This is a genomic window from Bacteroides sp. RCH18, from assembly GCF_058231005.1.
The window spans coordinates 1,645,671-1,671,214 of the sequence record NZ_JBIPTC010000001.1 but is presented as its reverse complement, the minus strand read 5'-3'; the positions used below and the strand labels follow the sequence as shown (position 1 = coordinate 1,671,214).

Sequence of the window (25,544 nt, the reverse complement as noted above, 5' to 3'; positions counted from 1 at the left end):
ACTATGGATTTAATAGTCGGAGCAGGAGTGTCAGGGATTAGTTATGCTAATTTTACAAAGAATGACTTTGTTATCCTAGAAAAGGAACTCGAAATAGGAGGATATTGTAGAACGATAAAAAGGAATGGTTATGTATGGGATTATTCAGGGCATTTCTTTCATTTTCGTGATCCGGAAATAGAAACGCTAGTTTGTAAAAATATACACTCTTCAGATCTAATCAGAACAAAAAAACATACTCAAATATTGTATAATGGAATATATGTTGATTTTCCTTTTCAGAAGAATATTCATCAACTTGATAAACAAGAGTTGATTGATTGTTTGTATGATCTCTTTGATAATCCGTATGAGGGAGACTTTACAACATTTAAAGGAATGATATATGCTAAATTTGGGAAATCGATTGCTAATAAATTTCTTATACCTTATAATGAGAAACTATATGCTTGTGATCTTGACCTTTTAGATATGGAAGCAATGGGACGTTTCTTTCCTAAAGCTAATAAAGAAGATATTATTTTAAATTTCCGGGCATCAAATAACTCTTCTTATAATGACTCTTTTGCGTACCCTAGAGGAGGAGCTATCGAATATATAAATTCTTTGGTGAAAAATATTGACTCCGATAAAATATGTCTTGAAGAGGAATTAGAATCTATTGATATTGAAAATAAAGTAGCTATAACCAATAGGCGAAAAATTGAGTATGATAATTTAATTTCTACTATGCCATTTCCGATGCTTCTAAAGAAGTGTCATGTTGATTACCCCAAAGATATATTTACTTGTAATAAAGTATTGGTTTTTAATTTGGGATTCGATTTAAAAGGAAATGATCAAATTAATAATTGGATTTATATTCCTAATAAAGAATTTGTATTTTATAGAATTGGCTATTATGATAACATTCTTGGTGGAGAAAGGATGTCTTTATATGTGGAAATTGGGTTTCCGGAAAAAGAAGAATTGAAAGATTACTCGTTTTATTTGGAACGTGTATTGATTGATTTAAAAAAAGCAAGAATAATAACTTCACAGAAATTGGTAGATTATGAGGTTGTTTTGATGAATCCAGCTTATGTGCATATCAATACAAAAAGTACTAAAGCGTTGAATGAATATAAGCAAGAATTATCTATGAAAAATGTGTACTCTATAGGAAGATATGGGAGTTGGACTTATTGTTCTATTGAAGATAATATAATTGAAGCAAAATTATTAGCGGATAATATATAGACTGTTAAATTTATTGTAATATACTAGTATAGGGTAGGACTAACTAAGTAATCTAATCTATTTATTTTAAACAGAATTATGGGGTATAATGATAATTTCATTCCCGACGGAATGAATGCTTTTGAGCGCAATGTCAAGCGAATTGGGGATTGCATTATTGCGGGCATATTACTGATTATTTTTTCTCCTTTATTTTTAATCTGTTATATAGCTGTGAAGCGTGAAGATGGTGGTCCGGCTATTTTCAAACAGGAACGTATCGGTCGTTTCGGTCGTCCGTTTTATATTTATAAGTTCCGCAGTATGCGTTTGGATGCGGAAAAAATGGGTCCTGCGCTATATAGGGGTGGGAAAGATAAACGATTAACTAAAGTGGGTAAGTTTTTGCGTGAACATCATTTGGATGAATTGCCGCAACTTTGGAATGTCTTTTGTGGTCAGATGGCTTTTATTGGTCCACGTCCGGAGCGTAAGTATTTCATTGATCAGATAATGGAACACGATGCTCGTTACGTATTTTTGTATCAGATACGACCGGGTGTTACTTCGTATGCTACGTTATACAATGGGTACACGGATACGATGGATAAAATGCTACGTCGTCTCCGCTATGATTTGTTTTATTTGCAGCATCGCTCATGGTGGTTTGATTTTAAGATCTTGGTGAAGACATTTATAAATATTTGTTTTGGCAAGAAATTCTAGCAGGGAAAATTGCAATGTATTTGTAAAAATCAAAAGCACTCATCGCTATGCAATGAGTGCTTATAGATACTAACCTACAATTCCCTGTATTCCTCTACACAAGGGTAGCACGGGCACTCCTTAAGAGGATTCAAATCATGATGCCCCACAATCAACGCTTTTTTGAAATTTTTCTTTAGCTCACGAATCAAAGCTAACAGCGCCCCTCGTTGCGCCAGCGTACGTGTGTCTTTCGCTTGTCCTTCCGCATCCAGTCCTCCTTCGTAACAGATTCCTATGGAATGTGTGTTATGATTCCGGCAATGTGCTCCGACCTTTTCTAACGGTCGTCCCGGATGTATTTCCCCATCACGTGTGATGTAGAAATGGTAACCGATATCACGGAATCCCCGATGTCGGATATGATCCTGTCGGCAAGCCTCCGCCGAGAGGGCTTTTCCCTCCGGCGTGGCACTGCAATGAATGATAATTAGTGTGATGGTCCGCATAAGTTTACATACAACTTTGTACTCCTATCAAACCACCTACAGCAGTAGCGACAGTGATGATTACTTTGATAATGAAACTCCATACGGATCGTGATGATGAATTACTCATAACTTTTGGTTTTAAATGAAAAAAATATTGATTTTTAATGAGTCTTTAGCTTATCTCGGCTAAAGGCTTTGCCAGTGTTCAGGTTATGACTTAAACAGTCGGGTCCGGTGCTTCTTCGTCTCCTTCGTCCGGATTAGGTTTCGGATCGGGAGTGTTGCCTGACCCGGAACCTCCTCCTCCGGGCGTTGTCGGTTTCTGATACTCCGCCTGCTGCTTCAATTGGCTGTCGAGTTTCAGATTGGTCGTCGATAAGTTTCCTGTGGCACGTGCTTTTAGCCGCATACCTGTGATGTTCTTCTCCAATGAGAACTCTTCCAGCGTTTCGGCAGCCTTGCTTCGGATTCCTACACCGAAGATGGCTAGATCATCAATTTTCACACTTTTGCCGTCGAGCAGTAGTTCCTTGATGCAGTCCACCATATCAGTGAGCACGCCTTTGATCACCCCACTGGAATACGGTGAATTGTGCTTCGACATATGTTTCGCAAGTTTGGCAAGGTCGAATGTCTCGTCGCTTACCGCCCGGGCGAACCACTTGCCTGCATTCAAGCCTTTCTTCTGCTGGTTCTGATAGATTTTGTAACGAATCATAAAATAATAATTTTAAAGAGTTAAACATATTTTCGTGAGGATTTCTCCCTTTTGATGACACAAAGATAGTATGCTGTAACTCGGAAAAATCGGTTGTGTACAGTGGCAGTCGGTAATGTGCAATTGTTGTCGGTTATAGTCTGTTATTCCCTGATAAAACGTAGGTAATGTGAATATATTTTGTTACTTTTGTGACTGTAAAACAGAAACTTATTTGTCATGATAGAATTCAAAATACGTGCTTATGGTCGTATGGAACTGGCACAGCTTTATTCTCCCGAACTTACGGGCATTGCCGCTTACCGCAAAATGAATAAATGGATTGTCCGCTGTCCCGGTCTTCAGGAACGCCTGTCCGATTTGGGCTATCAGCCGCAGCACCGTTCTTACACTCCGTTGGAGGTAAGGGCGATCGTGGATGCGCTGGGAGAACCCTAGCAAAAGCTATGCTTTACGACTTCTAAAGCGGTGGTTTATGGCCTCTAAAGCTTAGCTTTAGCTTCTACAAAACGCTATACTCTGATTTTCATAAAAAAACGATAAAAGACGATGTTATCAACAGGTACAGTAGGTACACTTTTACCAGCCCTTCCCTAACACACGCACACGCGTGCGTGCGCGTAAGTACCTTTGCCGTCAAGATTGACAATCAGTCCCTGTTTTACCAGTCGTTTCAGCCAGGTGAGGGCAGTGTTGGGCTTGATTTTCATAGTCGCAGCCTGCTCCAACAACTGTGCACGGGTAAATTGGACACCCAGTGCCTCAAAGAATGCGTCACGATCGGCATTGGCCCTATGGCTGACTTCTGAAGGAGGAAGGAAAGACAAGATATGCGTAGCATGTTGATAGAGTGGTTTTACAAGGTTCAATACAGCCTTAAAATCTTCGGGAGTGATCGTCATATCCCAACGGGTAATGATACCGTCTTTGATATTATCAGCAGCGATTTCCTTATCCGGTGTAAGCAGGGGATGAGAAGATGTCTGATATTGATACGGCTGAGGATTTTCAAGAGCACGAAGCATGGCCACTACTGACATGATACGGCAGATGTTGACAGCCATTCGGGCGATGGAACTGCTCATTTCTCTGCCATTGGCGATCGTTGACCGGGTGAATAGCTTGGAAAAGAGGTCATTGAACTCCTGTTTCTGTTCATCCGTGAGCCGGAGTGTGTGGAGTCCATGTTCCTTGAGTAAGTTCAAGAGCTTTTTCCATTCCAGACCAATGGCGGTGAAGATGGCTTCCAAGTCCGTTTCGTTCTCGTCAAACTGATTGATCCATTGATAGATGCCGTGCATATAATAGAACAGCTGGCGCGAAAAAAGTCCGTTTTCTACTGAAGGAATGAGTGGTTTCACCTGTGCGGGTGTCCCCGAAAGCAGGAGAGAGAGGTAGCTTTTCTTGTTTTCCCGGTACTCCTGATTGGTACGTCGGTTGTATGCTAACCAGTCATGGTCGAATGCTCTGCGAAGCGTATCACTCCAGTGACCGTATTCCGAACCGATGGCGGTAGAGATAGTATCCGCTTCGGTTTCGCAGATGAAGCCTGTTCCGTTGTCATCCATAATATTTTGAAGGATACCGGTACCGGTATTGTTGCCGGAAATGAGGAACATTCTGTTTAAAGGCATTTCGGGGATTTCCGCTTTGGCACGCTCTTTGCCCATCATTTCGTAGGCGACTTTTGCCTTTTTGTAGGCATTCATCTCTTTTTCCACTTGTTGGCGGATATCATCGTGGATAGGCATAACGAGTAGGCGGATGAGTGATAGTACTCCCTTGCCCGAGGCTGCCGGAGCTACAATGAAGGATTGCATGCAGGGCGATTGGTATTTGCCGGCATAATGACATCTTACGTATCGTTCCATGGTGGCGCCCAGGGCAGTCAATGCTCCGAGCAAGAGTACGTCTTTTTGCGTGACGGTAGTGCCATAACTTATGATGCGCAGCAGTAGCTTCGGCCAGTCTTCTAAGGTGAAAGTGGGTAATGGGTGATGCGGGTCGCTGCCTTCCAGCAGTTCTTCTGATTCACTCTTTTCCTCTTCTTCTACCTTATTATATACGTGCGCGTGTGTGGAAAGATTGTGCGGTGAACTTTCTGTACCTACTGTACCCGTCCGGTTGTTCATAACTTCCTTCCGGGCTTCCCTGCAGATTTTTACTCCTGTCGATTCAGCGAGGTGAAAGGCCGTTCCGAGATGTATTGCTCCCTGCTGTTTCGTGAGTGCATTGGAAAACATTCGTTCGGCATGGGCGGATTGATACTTGGCGGAAATCCGGCACAGGCGATGAAAAAACTCCCGTCCTGCTTCACCACAGTCCGTTGCGATGGCGAATGCTAATTGTACATACTCAGCGTAAGTGGGTGCAATGTCGGCACCTGCTGTTTCAACTGCTTCGGTGAGGAGGCGTAAGGATTCAATATCGGTCATTTTTTTAATTGATAGTGGATAATTGATAATGGATAGTTCACCGTTGATTATTCAAGATGGATCGTTTAATATTCTCTGAATAGTGCTTGTGGGTCATGGCTGAGGAAGCAGGCTCTTACGATGTCTTTGCCGGAGGTGTCTACGGCTTTTTGAACTGTTTCGTTGGAGTTATTCATTTCTGATCCGTAGGTTATTTCTATGTATTGCATTGCCCAGTTCATGCTCTCTCTTATATTCCGGCTCTGATCGTCTGTGTACAGGTTGCTGTAAGGTACGAATGTTTTCACACCCCGGCTGCTGGGACTGATAAATGCGAGTACAGGGTGGAGGAAAGGATCGTCGAACAGTGTACGACGCATTTCTACGGCTTTCTGATAGGAGTCGAGGTTATCTATATCTACCACAACGAGGCCGGACGGTGATGTGAAGAATTTACTGTTCCGGCGGATGAATGTGCCGCATGGAGTCACGTATGGCAGAAAGGATGTTTTCGCCATTCGTATATCTTTGGCGCTGCGTACCTGTGTGGTCAGTACTTTAAGATTTTCATTGCAGGTGATCATCTGATATACTTGCTCGACTGAGACTTCGCAGAAGGGAGTGAGAGTGGCGGGTGTAACGGTTTGCCCTTGTTCGTTCCTGATGGGAGCAATCGGGGGCATGAAATAAGACATTCTGAAAAAGTTTTGCATAGAATACTTCTATTAGGACGTTTAATAAATGACTTTGACTTTCAAAGCATGGTGCGAAAGTAAGACAAATAAAATAAGTCGAGTTCAGATATGTCTGAAGTAGTGTGAAAATGTTTAATATATAAGGCGTGTTTTTAACTAATAATAAGAAAAATGGAAAATAAAATCGTGCATCCTAAACTCGGTGAGTTTATTGAAAAGGTGCTTAAAGTAGCGCATGTGAATCTTTCAAAAATGTGTCAAGAGATACATATGGGGCCTGCTACTTACCAAAAGGTAAAAAAGGGGAAGAAAAAGATCTGATTCATTATGAGCGTATTCTTGAATATTATTATAGGACTCGCACCGAAGAAGAGTTTTTGGAGAAAGTGAATGAGTGGGCAAAACTTTATATTCGGTGCAAGAAGGGGCAGGATGACGTTTGATATCTTACGATTTATACTTTTTTATTCCTCTCTTAATTTGTTTTATCACAAATATTTGGTATTTTCGGACGCTTTTTGGACAAACGACTTGAATTACTAATAGTTTATTATATGGAAAATATCGAAACAGCGATCCTGCTGATGGTGGTCGGCATGGCTACCGTATTTGTTATTCTGCTGATTGTGATTTATTTAGGTAAGTTACTGATTACTCTTGTCAACAAGTATGCTCCCGAAGAAGTGGTTCCTGCGAAGAAGGAAGCGCCACGAGGTCCTGCGCCTATTCCGGGTAATATAATGGCGGCTATCACAGCAGCTGTGAATGTGGTGACATTAGGAAAAGGAAAGATTACAAAAGTAGAAAAGTTATAAACCTATCAAAAGTATATCATAGAAAAACATGAAAAGAGAAGTTAAGTTTAGTCTGGTTTTCCGAGATATGTGGCAATCTGCCGGAAAATATGTACCTCGTGTAGACCAACTCGTAAAGGTAGCTCCTGCCATCATTGAAATGGGCTGTTTTGCCCGCGTAGAAACAAATGGCGGAGGTTTTGAACAAGTGAATTTATTGTTTGGTGAAAACCCGAATAGAGCCGTGCGCGAATGGACGAAGCCGTTCCACGAAGCCGGCATACAGACACACATGCTCGACCGTGCATTGAACGGACTCCGTATGAGCCCCGTTCCGGCAGACGTCCGCAAGTTGTTCTACAAAGTAAAGAAAGCACAAGGCACAGATATCACCCGTACATTCTGCGGATTGAACGACGTACGCAATATCGCTCCTTCCATCACGTATGCCAAAGAGGCAGGCATGATCTCACAGTGTTCACTCTGTATCACCCATTCGCCGATCCACACGGTAGAGTACTACACCAATATGGCGTTAGAACTTATCAAGCTGGGGGCGGACGAGATTTGCATCAAAGACATGGCAGGTATCGGTCGCCCCGTTTCATTGGGCAAGATCGTGGCCAATATCAAAGCGGCACATCCTGAAATTCCTATTCAGTATCATAGTCATGCCGGTCCCGGTTTCAACATGGCAAGCATCCTCGAAGTATGCGAAGCCGGTTGCGACTACATTGACGTAGGTATGGAACCGCTTTCATGGGGTACGGGACACGCCGATCTTCTCAGCGTACAGGCTATGCTGAAAGATGCCGGATATCAGGTACCGGAAATCAATATGGAAGCCTACATGAAAGTGCGTGCGCTGATTCAGGAATTTATGGATGACTTCCTCGGCTTGTATATCAGCCCGAAGAACCGTCTGATGAACTCGCTGCTGATCGGTCCGGGACTTCCTGGCGGTATGATGGGTAGTCTGATGGCTGACCTCGAATCGAATCTGGAATCTATCAACAAGTATAAAGCCAAACATAACCTGCCGTTTATGACACAGGATCAGCTGCTGATCAAGCTATTCAACGAAGTGGCGTATGTATGGCCCCGCGTCGGTTATCCTCCATTGGTAACTCCGTTCAGCCAGTACGTGAAGAACCTTGCCATGATGAATGTGATGGCAATGGAGAAAGGCAAGGAACGCTGGGGAATGATTGCCGACGATATCTGGGATATGCTGCTAGGTAAAGCAGGACGCCTGCCGGGTACACTGGCTCCCGAAATCATCGAGAAAGCCGAACGTGAAGGACGTAAATTCTTCGAAGGTAATCCGCAGGACAATTACCCCGACTCACTCGACAAGTATCGCAAGCTGATGAAGGAAAACAAATGGGAAGTGGGAGAGGACGACGAAGAACTCTTCGAATATGCCATGCATCCGGCTCAGTATGAGGCTTACAAGAGTGGAAAAGCGAAGGAAGACTTCCTGGCAGACGTGGCAAAACGTCGTGCAGAGAAAGATAAATCGCCGGAAGAAGATGCAAAACCAAAAACACTGACTGTACAGGTGGACGGACAGGCTTATCGTGTGACGGTAGCATACGGAGATGCCGAACTGCTTGCTGCACCTGTAGCTGCAGCTCCGGCAGGAGAGGGCAAAGATGTTCTTTCTCCGCTGGAAGGTAAATTCTTCCTGGTGAAGAATGCGCAGGAATCTGCCTTGAAAGTTGGCGATGCGGTGAAAGAGGGCGATGTGCTTTGTTATGTGGAAGCAATGAAGACTTACAACGCTATCCGTGCCGAATTTAGCGGTACGATAACTGCTATCTGCGCTAATCCGGGAGACACTGTTTCAGAAGATGATGTATTAATGAAGATAGGATAATGAACGAGATATTTGAGAACTTATATGACATGACTGCGTTCAGCAATATCATTGCCGAACCGCAGTTTCTGATAATGTATGCCATCGCGTTCGTCCTGCTTTATCTGGGTATCAAGAAACAGTACGAACCGTTGCTGCTTGTTCCGATTGCTTTCGGTGTGTTGCTTGCCAACTTCCCCGGAGGAGATATGGGAGTGATACAGGCAGACGAGAATGGTATGGTGATGATAAACGGTGTGATGAAGAATATCTGGGAAATGCCTTTGCATGACATTGCGCATGAACTGGGAATTATGAACTTCATCTATTATATGCTGATCAAGACCGGTTTCCTGCCTCCGATCATCTTTATGGGGGTCGGTGCGTTGACGGACTTCGGACCGATGTTGCGTAATCTGCATCTTTCCATCTTTGGAGCTGCTGCACAGTTAGGTATCTTTACTGTTCTGTTGGTAGCCATCCTGATGGGATTCACTCCGCAAGAAGCTGCTTCACTGGGTATTATCGGTGGTGCGGACGGACCGACAGCCATCTTTACAACGATCAAGCTGGCTCCGCATTTGCTGGGTCCGATCGCTATTGCCGCTTATTCTTATATGGCACTGGTGCCTGTGATCATTCCGTTGGTAGTGAAGCTGTTCTGTACTAAGAAAGAACTGAGCATCAACATGAAGGAACAGGAAAAGAAATATCCTTCGAAGACGGAAATCAAGAATCTGCGTGTACTGAAGATTATTTTCCCGATTGTAGTGACTACGATTGTAGCTCTCTTCGTCCCAAGTGCAGTACCTTTGATCGGTATGCTGATGTTCGGTAATCTGGTGAAAGAAATCGGAAGCAATACTTTCCGTCTGTTCGACGCTGCTTCCAACAGTATCATGAATGCTGCTACTATCTTCCTCGGACTTTCGGTAGGTGCAACCATGACGGCTGAAGCCTTCTTGAACTGGACGACAATCGGTATTGTCATCGGTGGTTTCCTTGCATTTGCTCTTTCTATTACCGGTGGTATCTTCTTTGTGAAGTTAGTGAATCTATTCTCCAAGAAGAAGATTAATCCGCTGATCGGAGCGACCGGACTGAGTGCCGTTCCGATGGCAAGCCGTGTGGCGAATGAGATTGCGTTGAAATACGATCCGAAGAATCATGTATTGCAGTATTGTATGGCAAGTAACATCTCAGGGGTAATCGGCTCGGCAGTAGCTGCAGGTGTACTGATCTCCTTCCTTGCATAATAAAAAGAACAACCAATAAAGATTAGGCACGGATTACGCGGATAAACACGGTTTTTAGTTACTCAACTCTTAAAACCGTGAAATCCGTGTCATCCGTGCCTAATTTTGTTTTTATCTATTCGCTGGTCACCTTCTTGTATTCAGCCACAGCCATCTTCTCTGCCAGATAAGCATTGATCAGATTGGTGTGTGCTTGCGTCCATGACAACTGGGCGGAAAGTACATCTACCATGCTCGCTTTTCCTTCATTGTAGGAGAAAGTGGCCAGATCCAGATTCTCATTTGCCAGACTCATGTTTTCTTTCGCTGTTTTCACCTGAGATTCTGTTTCCGTCAGTTTGGTGAGAGCTGCCGACAGTTCTTCGTTGATATTGTCCGTCATATAACTCTGTTGCAACTTTTGTATTCCGATATATGCCTTCTGCTGCCGGTTCGTCTTGAAACGGGCTCCCCAGCGGAAAATGGGAATATTCAGATTGACTCCTACGATGGGATTGAAAGATACGTCGTATCCCAAGTTGGGTGTGGCCGTTGCCCAGCCACCGCTGAAATACATGTTTAATTGGGGATTGAACTGGCTGAGAGCCGCTTTACGTTGTGCCTGGCTCTTCATGATGTTTACTTCCGTACTGGCATAATCGGCACGTCGTTGCAAAACATCTTCCAGAGGCAGTATCCGGACAGGAGCGGAGATCATTCCGATGTTGTACAGGCTGTCTACAGGAGTATTCGGTGCTTCTCCCATCAGAATATTCAGTTGTTGCAGCGCTAATGTATAATTCTGGCGGGCTTTGATATACTGCAGTTCCGCTTCTTTCAGCCGGGTGGAAATCATCAGAAGATCTGTACGGCTGATCATTCCGTCATCGAAACGGTCCTGAATAATGTCATATTGCTGTTTGACAATGCTCTGGTATTTGTCGGCCGCTTGTAGCATGGCTTTTGAAGCGGAGGCATTCCAGTAGACAGCATCACTTTGATAGTGAATCTGGTCTAACGTGAGTTCCTCGTTCAGTTGGTTCAGCTTTTCGTCTGCCTTCGCTATCTGATGTTGGGCATTGAGCGCACCGCCTGTGTAGAGTGGCTGTGATACGACAAATACTCCCTGGTAGGTATGGTTGCGGTATTCGCCCACCGGTTCGTTCCATGCGCTAAGGTCGCTCATGTTCAGGGTACCGTCTGCATTTACGTCGATTTTCGGCAGGAAACCTGTATGGGCTATCTTTCGCGCCTCCGAACTGGCCAATGTCTTTAGTTTTTGTTGTTTCAATATCTGGCTGTAAGCCTCCACTTTTTCGCGGTAGGCGTCCTGACTCAGGCAGGGCTGTTGCGCCCAGGCTGTGGAGCCAAGGAGCAACAGTGAAAATAGTATGAGTTGGGTTTTCATTTCTTTCATGGATAATCTTTTTAGTTGACAATTGACAGTTGACAATTGACAATTGTCAGTTGATGGTTATTGTTCTCCTTTGATCCGGTGGATGGCGCAATAGGCTACAGGAAGGACGAATAGTGTCAATGCCGAGGCTACTAACAGTCCGCCCATGATGGTGGCGGCCATTCCGCCGAACATGGCGTCGAACAGTAGCGGCAACATACCCAGAATCGTTGTTCCGGAGGCCATCGCTACCGGAATGATGCGACTGGTCGTGGCACTGATGACTGCGTCCAGCGGTTTTTTGCCTGCTGCTGTTTCCAAATCGATTTGGTCTACCAGTACGATAGCGTTCTTGATGTTCATACCAATCAGACCTAGCAGACCCAATATGGAGAAGAAGTCGAACGACTTGCCGAGTACGAGCAGTCCCAACACGATACCGATGAAGATCAGCGGCAGCATTAACAGGATGACGGTCGGCTTGCGATACGTCTTGAACAAGAAGAGCAGCGTCACAAACATCAGGAAGAATGTCAGCGGTAAGTTTTTGGCCAGCGCTTCATTCGATTCCACCTGACTTTCCTGTTCACCGAAATACTTCATGGTATATCCTTCCGGTATTTTTATCTCTTGCTGTACTTGCGACCATACCTGGTTGAAAGCGGAAATCGCATTGGTTCCGCGACGCGGGTCGCATTGTGCCATCATCACCATCTGCCGGTTATAGTCTTTCACGTTCGAGAACCGGTACTGGAAGTCAAATTCAGATACTACCTGTTCCAGGCTGGTCGTCTCGTTGCCTGTCCCGAATACGGGCAGTGTGCGCAGATCATTGATCCGGAATGAATCCAGCTGGTTATTTTTCAATAGGATAGGAAGTACCTGATCTCCCTGCCGGTATTCTCCCAAAGTCATTCCCGTGGTACCGATCTGAATGCTCTGTGCCATTCCCTGTCGGGATACACCCAGCGGTTGTGCCCGTTCCGGGCTGTAAACCGGTTTCCAGACGGGTATCTTGTTTCCCCACGAATTGCGGATATTAATTAAATCCGGATTCTGGTGCATAATGGCTATTGCCTGATTGGTAAGTGATACAAGCGTATCCACATTCGGACCGATAAAGCCGATTTCGATAGCCGCATCCACTGCGGGGGACAGTTTGAACAAGCTGGTCCGTGTGATTGCACTCGGATAATTGGCTTTCATATATCCGTCAAAATCTTCTTCGTATTCTTTCGTATATTTACTGTCTGTCAGTTCGACGAGTACATTGGCAAAATTCGGTTTCGGACCTACGGAAGTGGAGGCAAGGTAATACCTTAGCGGGGTGCTGCCGAATGTGATGGATACCTTTTTCACTTCCGGCTGCTTCGCCAGGTGCTCTTCTACCGATTTCATCTCTTTCACTACGTCATTGATGCTGTATCCGTCCGGATAGAATACATCCGCCCGAAAATAAGGCTTATCGAGCGACGGGAAGAAGTTCTGCGGCATCGTTCCCATAATAATGAGCGAGATGATGAAGAGGATCACCATGGATACCAGTGTCACTGCTTTCTTGCGGATCAGCACTCCGAGTACGGAAGCGAACTTATGATAGAACGGCTTGTCGTATGGATCTTTCGTGCTGTCGCCTGTTTTGGCTTTCAGAATGAAATTTCCGAATACGGTAGTCTGTGTCAGGGCAAGTACCCAGCTCAGTCCTAATGAAATGGCAAGTACCACAAACAGCGGCTTTACGATTTCCGCTACGGAAGAGGGGGCAAGGTAAAGCGGCAGGAAGGAGCAGATGGCAATGAAAGTTGCTCCGAGCAAGCCCCATTGTGGTCCGGTCGCTCCGTCTATCAGGGCTTTCCGTCGGTTTACACCACGGGCAATGGCTATTTGGGCGTTGTCCGTCACTACGATGGCGTTGTCCACCAGCATACCCATGGCGATGATAAATCCTGCCAGGGACGTTCGGTTGAGTCCGACGCCGAAGAAAGACATGATGAGCAGTGTACCTCCGATAGAGAAAATCAGCGAAGAGCCGATGAGCAGACCGGCACGGAGTCCCATCACCAGCATGATGATGACAATCACGATCAGGATGGATTCGATCAGGTTGATGATAAATCCGTTGTTGGCTTCGTTGGCGATCTCGTTTTCGAGGTAGAGACTTTGCAGTTCCAGTCCCACAGGCATGAGGGGGAGGAGTTCGTTCAGTTTTACTTTCACGTTCTCACCTGTCTGCACTACATCCCTTTGCGGGTCGGTGGAAACACCGATGCCGATAGCCCGTTTCCCGTTCACGTGCATGATATTGGAAGGAGGGTCGAGATAACCTTTCTCGATCACGGCTATGTCGCCCAGTTTCACCTGTCCGGCTTTGGTGGTGATTACCTGGTTGCGGATATCGTCTATGTTGGTATACATTCCGTTGGCTGTCACCCGTAGCTGCTGTACGCCTGCACGGATTTCTCCGGTGTTGATAATCTGATTCTGCGATTGCAGCAGGTTGGCCAGCTGTTTGGGATCGATCCCCATTCCCACCAGTTTGTTGGTAGAAACGAAGATGTTGACTACTTCCGTCTGTACGCCGAACAGCGCTACTTTCATCACGCCATCTGCTGTGACAACCTGCGTCTTGATCCGTTCCGCCCAGTTGCGCATTTCCTCATAGGTGAAGCCGTCATCTGCCGTTAGTCCATAATAAATGCCGAATACGTCGCCGAAATCATCGGAGACGGTCGGGGTGGAAGCACCGCTGGGCAGCTGCGGCTGAATATTGAGCACTTTGCGTCGCAGTTCGTCCCATTTCTGAGGGATGGAACTGGCAGAAAGTGAGGGTTGCAGTTCGAACGTGATTTTGGAGAGCCCGTACATGGACTCTGATTTTATCTTGTACACGCCGCTCATACTTTGTATCTCACGGGAGATAGGCTCTGTGATCAGCCGTTCTACTTCTGCCGGTTCGGCTCCCGGATAGCGTGTCATGATGACCGCTGATTTGATAACGAAGGGGGCATCTTCTTTCTTACCCAGCTTTCCGAAGGAGGTAATACCTCCAATCAGCAGTACGGCAAGGAAGAAATAGATGATCTTCGTGTTATCCAGTGAATATTTTGCTAAATTCATTTGTCTATTGATTTAATACTTTCTCCTTCTACCAACTGGTATACTCCTGCTATGACGATTTGTTCTCCGGGTTTCAGGCCTTCGGACACGAGTACTTGCGCCTCTCCTGTGGGGGCATTGACAACGATTTTACGTTTGTGTACCTTGTTGTCTTCGACTACCCAGACATACATGTTGTTTCCGTCACTTTCGCCGAAAACAGCACTGAGCGGTATGATTGTCCAGCTATCCTGCACCAACGGGCCTACATCGGCTGTGAAACGGATGCTGCAAGTGAAGCCGGGCTTCACGGCATATAAGTCCCGGTCGAATGAAGGGTCGTCGATAGTGATGCTGACCGGAATACCCGTTCCTTCGGTGGATATGTCCAGATATTCCTCCAGTCTTGCCTTGAACACATGGCCCTTGAAGGTATCAAACTCTACAAGGAAACGGGGATCTTTGGTACGGAGGAGATAAAGATAGGCATCCGGTATAGTGAACTTGATACGCAGGTTCTGCGTGTTGACCAGTTGTACGATCCCTTCTCCTGAATTGACACGCTGGTAGTTCTCCACCAGCCGCTTCTCGATAGAACCGTCGAAAGGAGCCGTCAGTTTGGTGTCACGCATGTTGTTGCTGGACAGTTCGTACTCCGATTTCGCTTTCTGATAATTGGAAAGGCTGATTTCATACTCCTGCACGGAGATCGCTTGCCGGGAGAGCAGGCGCTTGTTTCGTTCCACTTGTGCGGAAGCTGTTTCGTAGGCAGACTTGGTGGCAGCGTACTGCAATGCGATATCTCTGGGATCGATAGCTGCAATCAGTTGCCCCTTTTTCACTTTCTCTCCTTCGATAACAGGCAGGCTGATGATCTGTCCGCTGACGCGGAATGCCAGTTTGACATACTCCACTGCTTCTACAATGCCGGAGAAGTCTTTTCTGATTACTGACCTTGATTCGACAATAGTTGTCTTAACAGGTCGGGTGGCGGGTGCCGTCATCTCTTTTTTTTGCCCGCAGCCCTGAAATAGGATGGCTGCGAGTGCAATCACATAGATATTTTTCATAAGTCGTTCATTGTTTGGGAAGTAAACAATTTGATACTTGACTATGTTCAGTAAAGACGGGTATATTAGAAATGTGAAATTAGTATCAACATTAAAGGAAAATGATTGTTTATAGATAAAAAATGCCTTTTCTGTTGATTTTATCAGAGATTATTCCCACTTTTGCACCGCACTAGTATTACAGTCGCGGAATGCGATATGAGAATTTAATTCTCGAATTTAAGCTACGAGCATGTGGGAATATGCTCGTGGCTTCCTTAGATATACGGTTCTGTCCCCCGTGTGGAGCGTTAATGCGCCCACTGTATCTCATCCCTCGTGGACTGTAATATGTAGTGCAACGGGTCAGCAGGACCGTCTTTTTTGCCTGCTGAATATTATTATATATAATAGGAAGTATTTCTCCTGAATAGTACTATTTAATAAACCATCATTTTTCAGGAGATCAGACAATATAATGGTATGGTATATTCCCTTAACTATACCATTTTTATATTATCTGGTAATAGTTCCCCTTAGCCAGTTAATATACGGACCGCACTACTCTGTGAAGAATGGTGCGGTCCTTTAGTTTATCTATGAAACGAAAAAGAGGAAATTTCCAACCGGAAATCTCCTCTTTTTTCATCTTAACGAAAGATTGAATTATTTCTTCTTACGGTCACCGTAACGGCTCATGAACTTATCAACGCGACCTGCAGTATCTACCAATGTAGATTTACCTGTATAGAACGGGTGAGAAGTGTTAGAGATTTCAATCTTCAGCAACGGATAAGTTTCACCTTCGAATTCGATGGTTTCTTTAGTTGCTACAGTTGACTTAGACAAAAACATATCACCATTTGACATATCTTTGAATACTACCGGACGGTATGATTCTGGATGAAGGCCTTTTTTCATTTCAGTATCTGCTTTTTTTAATTTATATTCTGTTACTATTTTGGTAAGAAATAGTGTAATGGTCATTTTCAGAGCGCAAAGATAGTACATTTCTCCGAAATAGAAAAAGCTTTGCTGAAAAAACTTCTGTGAATTATGCTATTTCTATGAATTATATGATTGGCACGAAAAGAAAGCCTTGTGCTTTTTATGGTATAATACCTGTTTTTAGATAGAACCTTTCAGCCGTTTATTTGCTAGGTGGACATTACAATCTAATGTCAGACCCGCTTGCGGATGAATATTTGCTGATCGATTTAAACCTTTTTCTATTATATTTTTCTTTCCGATGCTCGTTATTCGGTGGATAATGCTTACTTTTGCGTAGAATTTTAATTCACTAACAATAAACTTTAAACAAAATGGTTAATTACAAAGACTTAGGATTGGTAAACACAAGAGACATGTTTACTAAGGCTATTAAGGGTGGATACGCTATCCCAGCATTCAACTTCAACAATATGGAACAGATGCAGGCTATCATCAAGGCTGCAGTAGAAACAAAATCTCCGGTGATTCTTCAGGTTTCTAAAGGTGCTCGTCAGTATGCTAACGCTACTTTGTTGCGTTACATGGCTCAGGGTGCTGTAGAGTACGCAAAAGAATTAGGTTGTGCACATCCTGAAATCGTTCTTCACCTTGACCACGGAGATACTTTTGAAACTTGCAAATCTTGCATCGATTCAGGTTTCTCATCAGTTATGATCGACGGTTCTCATCTTCCTTACGAAGAAAACGTTGCTTTGACTAAGAAGGTGGTTGAATACGCTCATCAGTTCGACGTAACAGTTGAAGGTGAACTTGGTGTATTGGCAGGTGTAGAAGATGAAGTTTCTTCTGACCACCACACATATACTGACCCTGAAGAAGTAATCGATTTCGCTACTCGTACAGGTTGCGACTCATTGGCTATCTCTATCGGTACTTCTCACGGTGCTTACAAGTTCACTCCGGAACAATGCCACATCGATCCGGCTACCGGTCGTATGGTTCCTCCTCCATTGGCTTTCGAAGTATTGGATGCTGTAATGGAAAAACTTCCGGGATTCCCTATCGTACTTCACGGATCATCTTCAGTTCCTGAAGAAGAAGTTGAAACTATCAACAAGTTTGGTGGTGCTCTGAAAGCTGCTATCGGTATTCCTGAAGAAGAATTGCGTAAAGCTGCCAAGTCTGCTGTTTGCAAAATCAACATCGACTCAGACTCTCGTCTGGCTATGACTGCTGCTATCCGTAAGACTTTCGCTGAAAAACCAGCTGAATTCGACCCACGTAAGTATCTTGGTCCGGCTCGTGACAACATGGAAAAACTGTACAAGCACAAAATCCTTAATGTGCTGGGTTCAGACAACAAATTGGCTGAATAATCACAGATTATCCTATTATATAGAAAGGCTGCAATCGTTTGACGGTTGCAGCCTTTTTTACGTAATATCCTTTATCTGCTTATTCCGGTTTTTGAGCGGGCACATTTCCTCCCAAGAAGAAATCTTCTATCTTTTGCTTACTTTGAATGTCTTTCAGCCAGTTGGCTGCAGCATTATAATAATTCTTAGTGCCTAAAACGAGTTCGCCTCGTTCGTTTAGTTTCGCTTCTTCTTCCTTATCTTCTTTCGGGCGTGTTTTTAAGAATGCTTCCAGACAGCGTTCGGTGTTTTTCTTGTCTTTCAGCGAATAGAAATAAATGAAAGCCATATCATAGAGCAGCTTATGATTTTGTTTATCGTATTTCCGGTAGCGTTCTCTGATCGATTCAATCTGCTCTTTGGGCATCTGTGCCATTTTGTAGCAGTCGGTCATGCCAATATAGAGCCGTACCATATTACTGTCTTTGGGAATAGTCAGATCAAGCGCTTTTTCGAGATACTCTACGCCTGACTTCTTCCATGAAGTCTTGGCGCAGGCACGGCCGAGATAATAAAGCAGGTTTACATTTTCAGGATCATGTTTTCGGGCGGCTTCCAGAAAGTCATGTGCTTCGTAATATTTCTCTTCCGCATAATAGCTGATACCCAGATAATAACAGGTATGAAAAGAACTGTCGCCTTGGCTCACCAGGTATTCATACCGCCGGATAGCGGTAGGGTAGTCCTTGTTCAGGCAATATGCCAGTGCATTCTGACGGTTGACAGCGATGTTGGTGGTGTCAATCTGTCGATATTTCTCCGTGGCTTCAATTGCTTCGTTGAAATAAGAACCGGCTATGTTCAGTGCAGCGAGTTTGGCGGCGGCAAGATAGTCGTCGGGGTATTTCTCCTGTATATTATAGTAGCACCCCGTGGCGGGGAGAAGTTCTCCCATACCTTCGAAACTTTGGGCTTGCAGATGCAAGGCGATGGCGGAACTGTCTTTCTCTGTCATCAGGCTACTTTCTCCTAAAGCATCCTGAAACTTCTGTAAGGAGAGTAGTAATCCGATGTATTGAATACGCACATATTTGTTTTCCGGATTCAGATCGAGTGCCTGTTCATAATATTTCAGTGCCTGTTGGTATTTGGCCAATGAACGGCAGCATTCGGCTGCTTCGATATATGCACGGGTATTGGCAGTGTCATTGGCTATGATTTCCTGATAAGTGGAAAGTGCTTCTGTGTTCATCCCAAGTCCCCGTTGTGCTTTACCTTTTTGCAAGAGTAGGGGGATCGTCGGCTTTTCTTTGGCAATGAGAGTGAGAGCTGCTTCGTAATCGTAGTTTGCTATTGCTTCCTGAACATGATTGATGCGTTGCGCCATCACCAGGGTGGTGGTACAAAGGAAGGCGAGGAGAATCATCCGTTTCATAAATATTTATTTTAGTGTGTCGTAACAAAAACGCAAGATGCTAAAAAATATCGTATTTACGAATTATTCGTAGCCTTTTTGGAATAGATTAACGGAATGATAAGAGAAGATAACATAATGATAAGTGCGGATATTGCATCTAAAACAGCAATATCCGCACCTAATATTTTGTCCCGGCATTCCGAATGGAAGTCTGGCAGAGGTACCTTGTCCCTACATTAAGAATCCTAACAGGATACCGGCAGCAACAGCTGAACCGATTACACCTGCTACGTTCGGACCCATAGCGTGCATCAGCAAGTAGTTGGTAGGATCATATTCCAGACCGACAACTTGTGAGATACGTGCAGAGTCGGGAACGGCAGATACACCTGCATTACCGATCAACGGATTGATCTTATTGCCCTTCTTGAGGAAGAGGTTGAAGATCTTAACGAAGATCACACCTGATGCGGTAGCAATGATAAATGACAGTGCACCGAGGGCGAAGATCTTGATGGAGTCAAGTGTCAGGAACTCGGAAGCCTGAGTAGAGGCACCTACTGTCAAACCTAACAGGATAGTGATAACGTCAATCAGCGGACCGCTGGCTGTGTTAGCCAGACGACGGGTTACACCACTTTCTTTCAACAGGTTACCGAAGAACAGCATACCCAGCAGAGGCAGACCGGAAGGAACCAGGAAGCAGGTCAGCAACAGACCGATAATCGGGAAAATCACTTTCTCTGTATGAGAAACGGCACGTGGCGGTTTCATACGGATAACGCGTTCGTGCTTGGTGGTGAGCAGACGCATGATAGGCGGCTGTATCACCGGAACTAACGCCATATAAGAGTAGGCGGATACCGCAATGGCTCCCATTAAGTTAGGTGCCAACTTTGACGAAAGGAAGATAGCCGTCGGACCATCTGCTCCACCGATGATACCGATAGCACCGGCCTGCATCGGGTCAAATCCCATTTCCAATGCAATCATGTATGCACCGAAGATACCAAACTGGGCAGCTGCACCGATCAGCATCAGCTTCGGATTGGAGATCAGCGCCGAGAAGTCTGTCATGGCACCGATACCTAAGAAGATGAGCGGTGGATACCAGCCGGACGTTACTCCCTGATACAATATGTTCAATACAGAACCTTCTTCATATATACCGACTTTTAGTCCGGCGTCCATATTGAAAGGTATATTACCGATCAGAATACCGAATCCGATAGGAATTAACAACATCGGCTCGAACTCTTTGGCTATAGCTAAGTAAATAAAGCCTAAACCGATAATGATCATAGCAATATGTCCACCTGTCGCGTTGGCAAATCCCGTGTAGGTCCAGAAATCGGCAAGGTTATTTCCTAAAAAGTTAATAAAATCTCCCATATTATTCAATAATTACGAGGTCATTACCTTCAAGAACAGAATCTCCCTTGTTGACATTGATGGCAGTCACTTTACCGTCTTTGTCTGCATTGATATTGTTTTCCATCTTCATGGCTTCCAATATAATGATAGTCTGTCCTCTCTTCACTGTATCACCTACATTTACTTTGATGTCAAGGATAACGCCTGGCAGTGGGGACTTAACACCCGATTTGCCGGTAGAAGGAGCAGCCGGTTTCACTACCGGTGTGGTAGGAGCAGCCGGTGAGTTAGGCATAGGACGTACTACTGCCGGTTTGGGAGTAGCTTTCGGTTGTTTCTCCATTTCTACTTTGTAATGCGTACCGTTCACTTCTACATGAGCGATATTATCTTCAATATCTCCGATGGTTACTTTGTATGAGTTACCGTTGATTTTATATTTATATTCTTTCATCGTTTTATCTTTTTAGGGAATGATTTACTTTCTGTTAGGATTTTCACGCAAGGTGTAAATCTTCGAACTCCACGGTGAATAACTGCGCTTCACACGAGTGATGGTCAGCACCGTTTCTTCTACGTCGTGTACCTCATCCTGCATTTCGTGTAATGCCATTGAAATAGCAGCATAAACTTCACCCGGAGCCTGTGAAAGCTCTTTTGCTTCGACTTTATCGATGCCTTTAGCCTTCATCGCATTGCGTTTGCTCAAGTTGACAGCAACTTTACCTACCACCTTGAAGGCAATGAAGAGAAGAATCAATCCGCAGAATACTACGCTCATGGCTGAAATAGACATACCGATACCGACTGAGTCATGTTCTTCGAACTTTTCCATCTTGGCATTACTGTCAAGGGTTTTGTTGTTCGTGCTCGGGGTTACGTATTTGTCTTTGCTTCCGCCTTTTACTTCCCAGTCTGCTGCTCCGTCACTTATGCGTGCATAAGACTGGTTGGGACCTAAAGTTCCTGCTGGTATGACAACTTGATCCAGTAGCTTTCTGCCTGAATCAAAAAGACCAACCCAATTGGCTGTTTCGGGGTTCAGTTTGAAGCTGGTATGGAAGGTACCACGATTAGGTTCGCCATCTGCCCAAAATAACGCATGTTGGCGTGGCTTTACTAATGTAAGTATGTCACCTTTCGGGATAAAATAGGTTACTGTATCGCCCGGCTGGCTGCTTACTTTCAATAAACAAGCTGCTAAGTCTGCGCTACCGTATGATTTGTTGAATATTTCAATCCATGCACTGTGCAAGCCGTAGTCATCCTGAAAGTTATTTTGATTGTCTATCAGGACTTCATTCAGCAATAGCTTATTGTTCGACTTTTGCTCCCCGCAGGAAGTCAATCCAATCAGCAACAGCAGAGAAAGGAATATTCCGATTTTGGTTTTGTTCATAATCGTTCTTGTTTTAATGTGAAAAGTTGGATTACAACGGAATATTACCATGTTTCTTCGCCGGGTTAGACAGTTTCTTAGTCTGCAACTGTTGCAAAGCACGGATCACGCGGAAACGTGTGTTACGCGGTTCGATGACGTCATCGATGTAACCATATTTAGCTGCATTATAAGGATTGGCAAACAGTTTTGTATATTCTGCTTCTTTTTCGGCAAGGAACTGAGCCGGATTTTCCTGGTCTTTGGCTTCACGCGCATACAATACTTCTACTGCACCTGCACCACCCATTACAGCGATTTCAGCTGTTGGCCAAGCATAGTTCATGTCACCACGAAGTTGTTTACAACTCATCACGATGTGAGAACCACCGTAAGATTTACGCAATGTGATTGTTACTTTAGGTACAGTAGCTTCACCGTAAGCATATAGCAGTTTGGCACCATGAAGGATAACGCCATTGTATTCCTGGCCTGTTCCCGGAAGGAATCCCGGTACGTCTACCAACGACACGATAGGGATATTGAAAGCATCGCAGAAACGAACGAAACGTGCGCCTTTACGAGATGCGTTGCTGTCGAGTACACCGGCAAGGAATTTAGGCTGATTGGCTACAATACCTACCGACTGACCGTTGAAACGGGCAAAACCGATAATGATATTCTTGGCATAGTCTTTCTGGATTTCCAGGAATTCGCCGTTGTCCACGATAGCGCTGATAACCTCGTACATATCATACGGTTTGTTGGGGCTGTCGGGGATAATATCGTTCAGAGAATCTTCCAGACGGTCGATCGGATCTGTGCAATCCACGTATGGAGCTTCTTCGAGGTTGTTTTGAGGAATATAGCTCAGAAGTGTGCGGATCAATGCCAGACCTTCTTCTTCTGTTTTGGCGGTGAAATGAGTAACACCCGATTTGGTAGAGTGAACGCTTGCTCCGCCGAGGTTTTCCTGGCTTACGTCTTCACCGGTTACAGTCTTCACTACTTTCGGACCTGTAAGGAACATATAAGAAGTACCTTCCATCATCAGTGTGAAGTCAGTCAGCGCCGGAGAATAAACAGCACCGCCGGCACAAGGACCGAAGATACCGGAAATCTGCGGAATGACACCCGAAGCGAGGATATTGCGCTGGAAGATTTCTGCGTAACCTGCCAAAGCGTTAATACCTTCCTGGATACGTGCACCACCCGAGTCATTGATACCGATACAAGGAGCACCCATCTTCATTGCCTGATCCATAATCTTACAGATCTTCAGTGACATTGTTTCCGACAGTGAACCTGCAGTAACGGTAAAGTCCTGTGCAAAAAGATATACGAGACGACCTTCGATAGTACCGCAACCGGTTACTACACCATCACCCGGATAGTGCTTTTTCTCCATGCCGAAGTTCGTGCATCTGTGCTCAACGAACATGTCCATTTCTTCGAAGCTACCTTCATCCAACAGCATGGCTATACGCTCACGCGCTGTGTATTTCCCTTTTTCATGTTGCTTCGCAATTGCTTTTTCACCGCCTCCGATGCGTGCAACGGCACGGCGTTCAATAAGCTCTTTAATTTTTTCAAGTTGATTACTCATGAGTTCTTGTTGTTTTTTAGAGTTTATGATTAGTGTTCGCAGAGTTCTGTCAGCACACCCAGTGTTGATTTCGGGTGAAGGAAAGCGATGTTCAGACCTTCGGCACCTTTGCGGGGAGCCTTGTCAATCAGACGGATTTCTTTGCCTTCTGCTTCTGCCAAGGCATTAGCTACGCCATCTTCTACGGCAAATGCTACGTGATGAACACCTGCACCTTTGTTTTCAATAAATTTAGCAATGGTGCTTTCGGGGCAAGTCGGCTCCAACAATTCGATTTTTGTTTCACCTACCTTTAAAAAAGCGGTTCTTACTTTTTGATCTTCTACTGTTTCGATGTTGTAACATTTCAGACCCAATACGTTTTCGTAGTAAGGAAGGGCTTCTTCGATGCTTTTTACAGCAATGCCCAGATGCTCAATGTGTGAAATCTTCATAACTATATTTTTTTATATGGTTTAATTATGTGCTTATATGGCATAAAACAGCACAAAGAAAGACATTTCTTGTCTAATAAAGAAATATTTCTGCATTTAATTATTGGGGAATAAAGCATAAAAAATGCTCCGGATGGGTGGTAAAGACGGGTTTTGTAATCTTGAGATTACATTTAGACATAAAACTTGACCAGAAGATTATTCAGCCATGGCCAGCTGATACGGAACCAGCGGCGGGTACTGCTTTGTTTGCCTCCGAAGCGGAGTACGAAATCACGGTAACCATGTTTGCGGAAGGGAAGTCCTACATCCATGAACTCCATGTGACGGAATCCCCGTTCATGGGCATCTTCAAGTGCTTTCCATACTGCCAGTATGCCGGGTGACTGCAGTGCATACGTCTTTCGCATTCCTCCTGAAAACCAGATAAAAGCATCTTCGCCGGAATAGATGCAGACGGAGCCGCCGATGATCTTTTCCTTGTATTTTACGATGAATATTTTGGCCTGTTTTCCTCTGATAAGCATGCTGTTCATGTGGCGGAAAAAGTCATTGGCAGGGAAATATCTCCGTATTCGTGAAGAATAAACTTTGTGCAGCATTCGCGAGAATTCCTTAATCTCTTCCACCGTATGGGCTTCTACTACTTTGGCTCCGTTTTTGAGTCCTTTCCGGATCTGACGGATACGTGACGGGCTGAAACGGTCTTCCGCTTTCTGCGTACTATGCAGAGAGTTACGGACACGTAGCCAGTTGACCGGAAAAAAGTCGTTCTTCCGGAAGAAACGGTAACCGAACATGGAATTATCCAGATTGCGGAATTCAATAAGAATGCAGGTGCGTGATGCTTCCTGCGTGAGATGTTCCAGCATTTCACCGAAAATTTCTTCTTCCTTCTCTTTACTTGCCGGTAGAGAAGTGTCCAGAAATTCACCTGCACCATATACTACACATTGTTTGACAAGAGAGGAGGGAAGCCACTTTTTGGTCTTGCGTATGGCGGCAAGCAGGCGTGCCACAGGTCGGCCTTCTTCTGTTGCCACTATCAGTAGCGGGGTATATCCCGGAGTCGATTCATAGATCTGAAACAACTCCTTGGAATGAAAAGTATTGGTTCCCGGTAAATCGGGAATGTCTTTTCCGCGATAATATGTTGTTAGTTTAAGTGGCATCCAAATACAAATTTACACTTTTTATTCTTCATTCAACAATAAAAAAGAGAATTTGTTGGCTTAGCCTAAAATTTGTCTTTTTATCCTCTGCATATATTTGAGGAAAAAAAGGCTTGGAAAAGCGAATTTTTGTATTATTGTCGTCCTTTGTGAGTACAGAAGTAAAATGGAAACGTCTATGTAAAAGA

At 44.6% G+C, this 25,544-nt stretch carries 24 protein-coding genes; 8 read left to right on the top strand and 16 right to left on the bottom strand.

Annotation, left to right across the window (positions count from 1 at the left end):
* The first annotated feature begins 3 nt into the window (after positions 1 to 3).
* A complete protein-coding gene (locus tag ACHLI0_RS06800; RefSeq protein WP_490748718.1) occupies positions 4 to 1,239 on the top strand; it encodes a protoporphyrinogen/coproporphyrinogen oxidase in 1,236 nt (411 codons plus the stop codon).
* A gap of 78 nt (positions 1,240 to 1,317) precedes the next feature.
* On the top strand, positions 1,318 to 1,944 hold the full coding sequence (locus ACHLI0_RS06795) for a sugar transferase (RefSeq protein ID WP_016267031.1): 627 nt from the start codon (positions 1,318 to 1,320) through the stop codon (positions 1,942 to 1,944).
* A gap of 74 nt (positions 1,945 to 2,018) precedes the next feature.
* Here ACHLI0_RS06795 and ACHLI0_RS06790 read toward each other — a convergent pair whose 3' ends face one another.
* The 3 genes from ACHLI0_RS06790 to ACHLI0_RS06780 all read right to left on the bottom strand — a co-directional run bounded on the left by ACHLI0_RS06790 (position 2,019) and on the right by ACHLI0_RS06780 (position 3,132).
* Positions 2,019 to 2,432 carry an N-acetylmuramoyl-L-alanine amidase gene (locus tag ACHLI0_RS06790; RefSeq protein WP_234120900.1) on the bottom strand — a complete coding sequence of 138 codons (414 nt, stop codon included), beginning with the start codon at positions 2,430 to 2,432 and terminating at the stop codon, positions 2,019 to 2,021.
* Positions 2,433 to 2,436: 4 nt separating this feature from the next.
* Positions 2,437 to 2,541, bottom strand: coding sequence for a smalltalk protein (locus tag ACHLI0_RS06785; RefSeq protein ID WP_008767884.1), 105 nt, complete (start codon positions 2,539 to 2,541; stop codon positions 2,437 to 2,439).
* 90 nt (positions 2,542 to 2,631) lie between these two features.
* On the bottom strand, positions 2,632 to 3,132 hold the full coding sequence (locus ACHLI0_RS06780; protein WP_490748717.1) for an HU family DNA-binding protein: 501 nt from the start codon (positions 3,130 to 3,132) through the stop codon (positions 2,632 to 2,634).
* Between the two features lie 219 nt (positions 3,133 to 3,351).
* On the opposite strand from ACHLI0_RS06780, the gene ACHLI0_RS06775 reads away from it, so the two are divergent.
* Positions 3,352 to 3,570 carry a DUF4248 domain-containing protein gene (locus tag ACHLI0_RS06775; protein ID WP_008767886.1) on the top strand — a complete coding sequence of 73 codons (219 nt, stop codon included), beginning with the start codon at positions 3,352 to 3,354 and terminating at the stop codon, positions 3,568 to 3,570.
* Positions 3,571 to 3,725: 155 nt separating this feature from the next.
* On the opposite strand, the gene ACHLI0_RS06770 is transcribed toward ACHLI0_RS06775, so the two are convergent.
* Positions 3,726 to 5,567 (bottom strand): DUF3987 domain-containing protein, encoded by a 1,842-nt coding sequence (locus tag ACHLI0_RS06770; RefSeq protein ID WP_258973194.1) that lies wholly within the window; start codon positions 5,565 to 5,567, stop codon positions 3,726 to 3,728.
* A gap of 65 nt (positions 5,568 to 5,632) precedes the next feature.
* On the bottom strand, positions 5,633 to 6,259 hold the full coding sequence (locus ACHLI0_RS06765) for a BT4734/BF3469 family protein (protein WP_490748715.1): 627 nt from the start codon (positions 6,257 to 6,259) through the stop codon (positions 5,633 to 5,635).
* Between the two features lie 153 nt (positions 6,260 to 6,412).
* Here ACHLI0_RS06765 and ACHLI0_RS06760 point away from each other — a divergent pair, with 153 nt between their 5' ends.
* The 4 genes from ACHLI0_RS06760 to ACHLI0_RS06745 all read left to right on the top strand — a co-directional run bounded on the left by ACHLI0_RS06760 (position 6,413) and on the right by ACHLI0_RS06745 (position 10,149).
* Positions 6,413 to 6,562, top strand: coding sequence for a hypothetical protein (locus ACHLI0_RS06760; RefSeq protein ID WP_008763350.1), 150 nt, complete (start codon positions 6,413 to 6,415; stop codon positions 6,560 to 6,562).
* Positions 6,563 to 6,795: 233 nt separating this feature from the next.
* On the top strand, positions 6,796 to 7,056 hold the full coding sequence (locus tag ACHLI0_RS06755; protein WP_225719488.1) for an OadG family protein: 261 nt from the start codon (positions 6,796 to 6,798) through the stop codon (positions 7,054 to 7,056).
* A 28-nt stretch (positions 7,057 to 7,084) separates the two neighbouring features.
* Positions 7,085 to 8,914, top strand: a complete 1,830-nt coding sequence (locus ACHLI0_RS06750; protein WP_008767838.1) for a biotin/lipoyl-containing protein — start codon at positions 7,085 to 7,087, stop codon at positions 8,912 to 8,914.
* Complete coding sequence (locus tag ACHLI0_RS06745; protein WP_008763355.1) at positions 8,914 to 10,149, top strand: sodium ion-translocating decarboxylase subunit beta; 1,236 nt, start codon at positions 8,914 to 8,916, stop codon at positions 10,147 to 10,149. Before ACHLI0_RS06750 ends, ACHLI0_RS06745 begins: the two co-directional genes overlap by 1 nt.
* Before the next feature lie 115 nt (positions 10,150 to 10,264).
* On the opposite strand, the gene ACHLI0_RS06740 is transcribed toward ACHLI0_RS06745, so the two are convergent.
* From ACHLI0_RS06740 to ACHLI0_RS06725, 4 genes are all read right to left on the bottom strand, one after another.
* Positions 10,265 to 11,536 (bottom strand): TolC family protein, encoded by a 1,272-nt coding sequence (locus ACHLI0_RS06740; protein ID WP_032813712.1) that lies wholly within the window; start codon positions 11,534 to 11,536, stop codon positions 10,265 to 10,267.
* A 66-nt stretch (positions 11,537 to 11,602) separates the two neighbouring features.
* Positions 11,603 to 14,641 carry an efflux RND transporter permease subunit gene (locus ACHLI0_RS06735; RefSeq protein WP_490748714.1) on the bottom strand — a complete coding sequence of 1,013 codons (3,039 nt, stop codon included), beginning with the start codon at positions 14,639 to 14,641 and terminating at the stop codon, positions 11,603 to 11,605.
* Positions 14,638 to 15,690: an efflux RND transporter periplasmic adaptor subunit gene (locus tag ACHLI0_RS06730; RefSeq protein ID WP_234120691.1), complete on the bottom strand. Its 1,053-nt coding sequence runs from the start codon at positions 15,688 to 15,690 to the stop codon at positions 14,638 to 14,640. The genes ACHLI0_RS06735 and ACHLI0_RS06730 overlap by 4 nt, the downstream gene beginning before the upstream one ends.
* A 645-nt stretch (positions 15,691 to 16,335) precedes the next feature.
* The gene (locus tag ACHLI0_RS06725; RefSeq protein ID WP_005678397.1) at positions 16,336 to 16,590 is read right to left on the bottom strand and encodes a type B 50S ribosomal protein L31; all 255 of its coding nucleotides are present in this window, start codon (positions 16,588 to 16,590) and stop codon (positions 16,336 to 16,338) included.
* A gap of 401 nt (positions 16,591 to 16,991) precedes the next feature.
* Here ACHLI0_RS06725 and ACHLI0_RS06720 point away from each other — a divergent pair, with 401 nt between their 5' ends.
* On the top strand, positions 16,992 to 17,996 hold the full coding sequence (locus ACHLI0_RS06720) for a class II fructose-bisphosphate aldolase (protein ID WP_490748713.1): 1,005 nt from the start codon (positions 16,992 to 16,994) through the stop codon (positions 17,994 to 17,996).
* Between the two features lie 79 nt (positions 17,997 to 18,075).
* Here the strand turns inward: ACHLI0_RS06720 and ACHLI0_RS06715 are convergent, their stop codons facing one another.
* The 7 genes from ACHLI0_RS06715 to ACHLI0_RS06685 all read right to left on the bottom strand — a co-directional run bounded on the left by ACHLI0_RS06715 (position 18,076) and on the right by ACHLI0_RS06685 (position 25,356).
* Positions 18,076 to 19,410 carry a tetratricopeptide repeat protein gene (locus tag ACHLI0_RS06715; protein ID WP_055221918.1) on the bottom strand — a complete coding sequence of 445 codons (1,335 nt, stop codon included), beginning with the start codon at positions 19,408 to 19,410 and terminating at the stop codon, positions 18,076 to 18,078.
* 213 nt (positions 19,411 to 19,623) lie between these two features.
* A complete protein-coding gene (locus tag ACHLI0_RS06710) occupies positions 19,624 to 20,784 on the bottom strand; it encodes a sodium ion-translocating decarboxylase subunit beta (RefSeq protein WP_490748712.1) in 1,161 nt (386 codons plus the stop codon).
* 1 nt (position 20,785) lies between these two features.
* Positions 20,786 to 21,220 carry a biotin/lipoyl-containing protein gene (locus ACHLI0_RS06705; protein ID WP_048695632.1) on the bottom strand — a complete coding sequence of 145 codons (435 nt, stop codon included), beginning with the start codon at positions 21,218 to 21,220 and terminating at the stop codon, positions 20,786 to 20,788.
* 24 nt (positions 21,221 to 21,244) lie between these two features.
* Positions 21,245 to 22,165 (bottom strand): OadG family transporter subunit, encoded by a 921-nt coding sequence (locus ACHLI0_RS06700; RefSeq protein ID WP_008767844.1) that lies wholly within the window; start codon positions 22,163 to 22,165, stop codon positions 21,245 to 21,247.
* A 31-nt stretch (positions 22,166 to 22,196) separates the two neighbouring features.
* On the bottom strand, positions 22,197 to 23,750 hold the full coding sequence (locus ACHLI0_RS06695) for an acyl-CoA carboxylase subunit beta (protein WP_008763364.1): 1,554 nt from the start codon (positions 23,748 to 23,750) through the stop codon (positions 22,197 to 22,199).
* Between the two features lie 29 nt (positions 23,751 to 23,779).
* The gene (gene mce / locus ACHLI0_RS06690; RefSeq protein WP_004311398.1) at positions 23,780 to 24,184 is read right to left on the bottom strand and encodes a methylmalonyl-CoA epimerase; all 405 of its coding nucleotides are present in this window, start codon (positions 24,182 to 24,184) and stop codon (positions 23,780 to 23,782) included.
* 173 nt (positions 24,185 to 24,357) lie between these two features.
* Entirely contained in the window at positions 24,358 to 25,356 is a 999-nt protein-coding gene (locus ACHLI0_RS06685; RefSeq protein WP_055221920.1) for a GNAT family N-acetyltransferase, read from the bottom strand.
* Positions 25,357 to 25,544: the final 188 nt, after the last annotated feature.

What these genes read in the sequence shown, in the direction of transcription:
- ACHLI0_RS06800 (WP_490748718.1), top strand. Translation starts at nt 4, where the DNA reads ATGGATTTAATAGTCGGAGCAGGAGTGTCAGGGATTAGTTATGCTAAT.
- ACHLI0_RS06795 (WP_016267031.1), top strand. Translation starts at nt 1,318, where the DNA reads ATGGGGTATAATGATAATTTCATTCCCGACGGAATGAATGCTTTTGAG.
- ACHLI0_RS06790 (WP_234120900.1), bottom strand. Translation starts at nt 2,432, where the DNA reads ATGCGGACCATCACACTAATTATCATTCATTGCAGTGCCACGCCGGAG.
- ACHLI0_RS06785 (WP_008767884.1), bottom strand. Translation starts at nt 2,541, where the DNA reads ATGAGTAATTCATCATCACGATCCGTATGGAGTTTCATTATCAAAGTA.
- ACHLI0_RS06780 (WP_490748717.1), bottom strand. Translation starts at nt 3,132, where the DNA reads ATGATTCGTTACAAAATCTATCAGAACCAGCAGAAGAAAGGCTTGAAT.
- ACHLI0_RS06775 (WP_008767886.1), top strand. Translation starts at nt 3,352, where the DNA reads ATGATAGAATTCAAAATACGTGCTTATGGTCGTATGGAACTGGCACAG.
- ACHLI0_RS06770 (WP_258973194.1), bottom strand. Translation starts at nt 5,567, where the DNA reads ATGACCGATATTGAATCCTTACGCCTCCTCACCGAAGCAGTTGAAACA.
- ACHLI0_RS06765 (WP_490748715.1), bottom strand. Translation starts at nt 6,259, where the DNA reads ATGCAAAACTTTTTCAGAATGTCTTATTTCATGCCCCCGATTGCTCCC.
- ACHLI0_RS06760 (WP_008763350.1), top strand. Translation starts at nt 6,413, where the DNA reads ATGGAAAATAAAATCGTGCATCCTAAACTCGGTGAGTTTATTGAAAAG.
- ACHLI0_RS06755 (WP_225719488.1), top strand. Translation starts at nt 6,796, where the DNA reads ATGGAAAATATCGAAACAGCGATCCTGCTGATGGTGGTCGGCATGGCT.
- ACHLI0_RS06750 (WP_008767838.1), top strand. Translation starts at nt 7,085, where the DNA reads ATGAAAAGAGAAGTTAAGTTTAGTCTGGTTTTCCGAGATATGTGGCAA.
- ACHLI0_RS06745 (WP_008763355.1), top strand. Translation starts at nt 8,914, where the DNA reads ATGAACGAGATATTTGAGAACTTATATGACATGACTGCGTTCAGCAAT.
- ACHLI0_RS06740 (WP_032813712.1), bottom strand. Translation starts at nt 11,536, where the DNA reads ATGAAAACCCAACTCATACTATTTTCACTGTTGCTCCTTGGCTCCACA.
- ACHLI0_RS06735 (WP_490748714.1), bottom strand. Translation starts at nt 14,641, where the DNA reads ATGAATTTAGCAAAATATTCACTGGATAACACGAAGATCATCTATTTC.
- ACHLI0_RS06730 (WP_234120691.1), bottom strand. Translation starts at nt 15,690, where the DNA reads ATGAAAAATATCTATGTGATTGCACTCGCAGCCATCCTATTTCAGGGC.
- ACHLI0_RS06725 (WP_005678397.1), bottom strand. Translation starts at nt 16,590, where the DNA reads ATGAAAAAAGGCCTTCATCCAGAATCATACCGTCCGGTAGTATTCAAA.
- ACHLI0_RS06720 (WP_490748713.1), top strand. Translation starts at nt 16,992, where the DNA reads ATGGTTAATTACAAAGACTTAGGATTGGTAAACACAAGAGACATGTTT.
- ACHLI0_RS06715 (WP_055221918.1), bottom strand. Translation starts at nt 19,410, where the DNA reads ATGAAACGGATGATTCTCCTCGCCTTCCTTTGTACCACCACCCTGGTG.
- ACHLI0_RS06710 (WP_490748712.1), bottom strand. Translation starts at nt 20,784, where the DNA reads ATGGGAGATTTTATTAACTTTTTAGGAAATAACCTTGCCGATTTCTGG.
- ACHLI0_RS06705 (WP_048695632.1), bottom strand. Translation starts at nt 21,220, where the DNA reads ATGAAAGAATATAAATATAAAATCAACGGTAACTCATACAAAGTAACC.
- ACHLI0_RS06700 (WP_008767844.1), bottom strand. Translation starts at nt 22,165, where the DNA reads ATGAACAAAACCAAAATCGGAATATTCCTTTCTCTGCTGTTGCTGATT.
- ACHLI0_RS06695 (WP_008763364.1), bottom strand. Translation starts at nt 23,750, where the DNA reads ATGAGTAATCAACTTGAAAAAATTAAAGAGCTTATTGAACGCCGTGCC.
- mce (WP_004311398.1), bottom strand. Translation starts at nt 24,184, where the DNA reads ATGAAGATTTCACACATTGAGCATCTGGGCATTGCTGTAAAAAGCATC.
- ACHLI0_RS06685 (WP_055221920.1), bottom strand. Translation starts at nt 25,356, where the DNA reads ATGCCACTTAAACTAACAACATATTATCGCGGAAAAGACATTCCCGAT.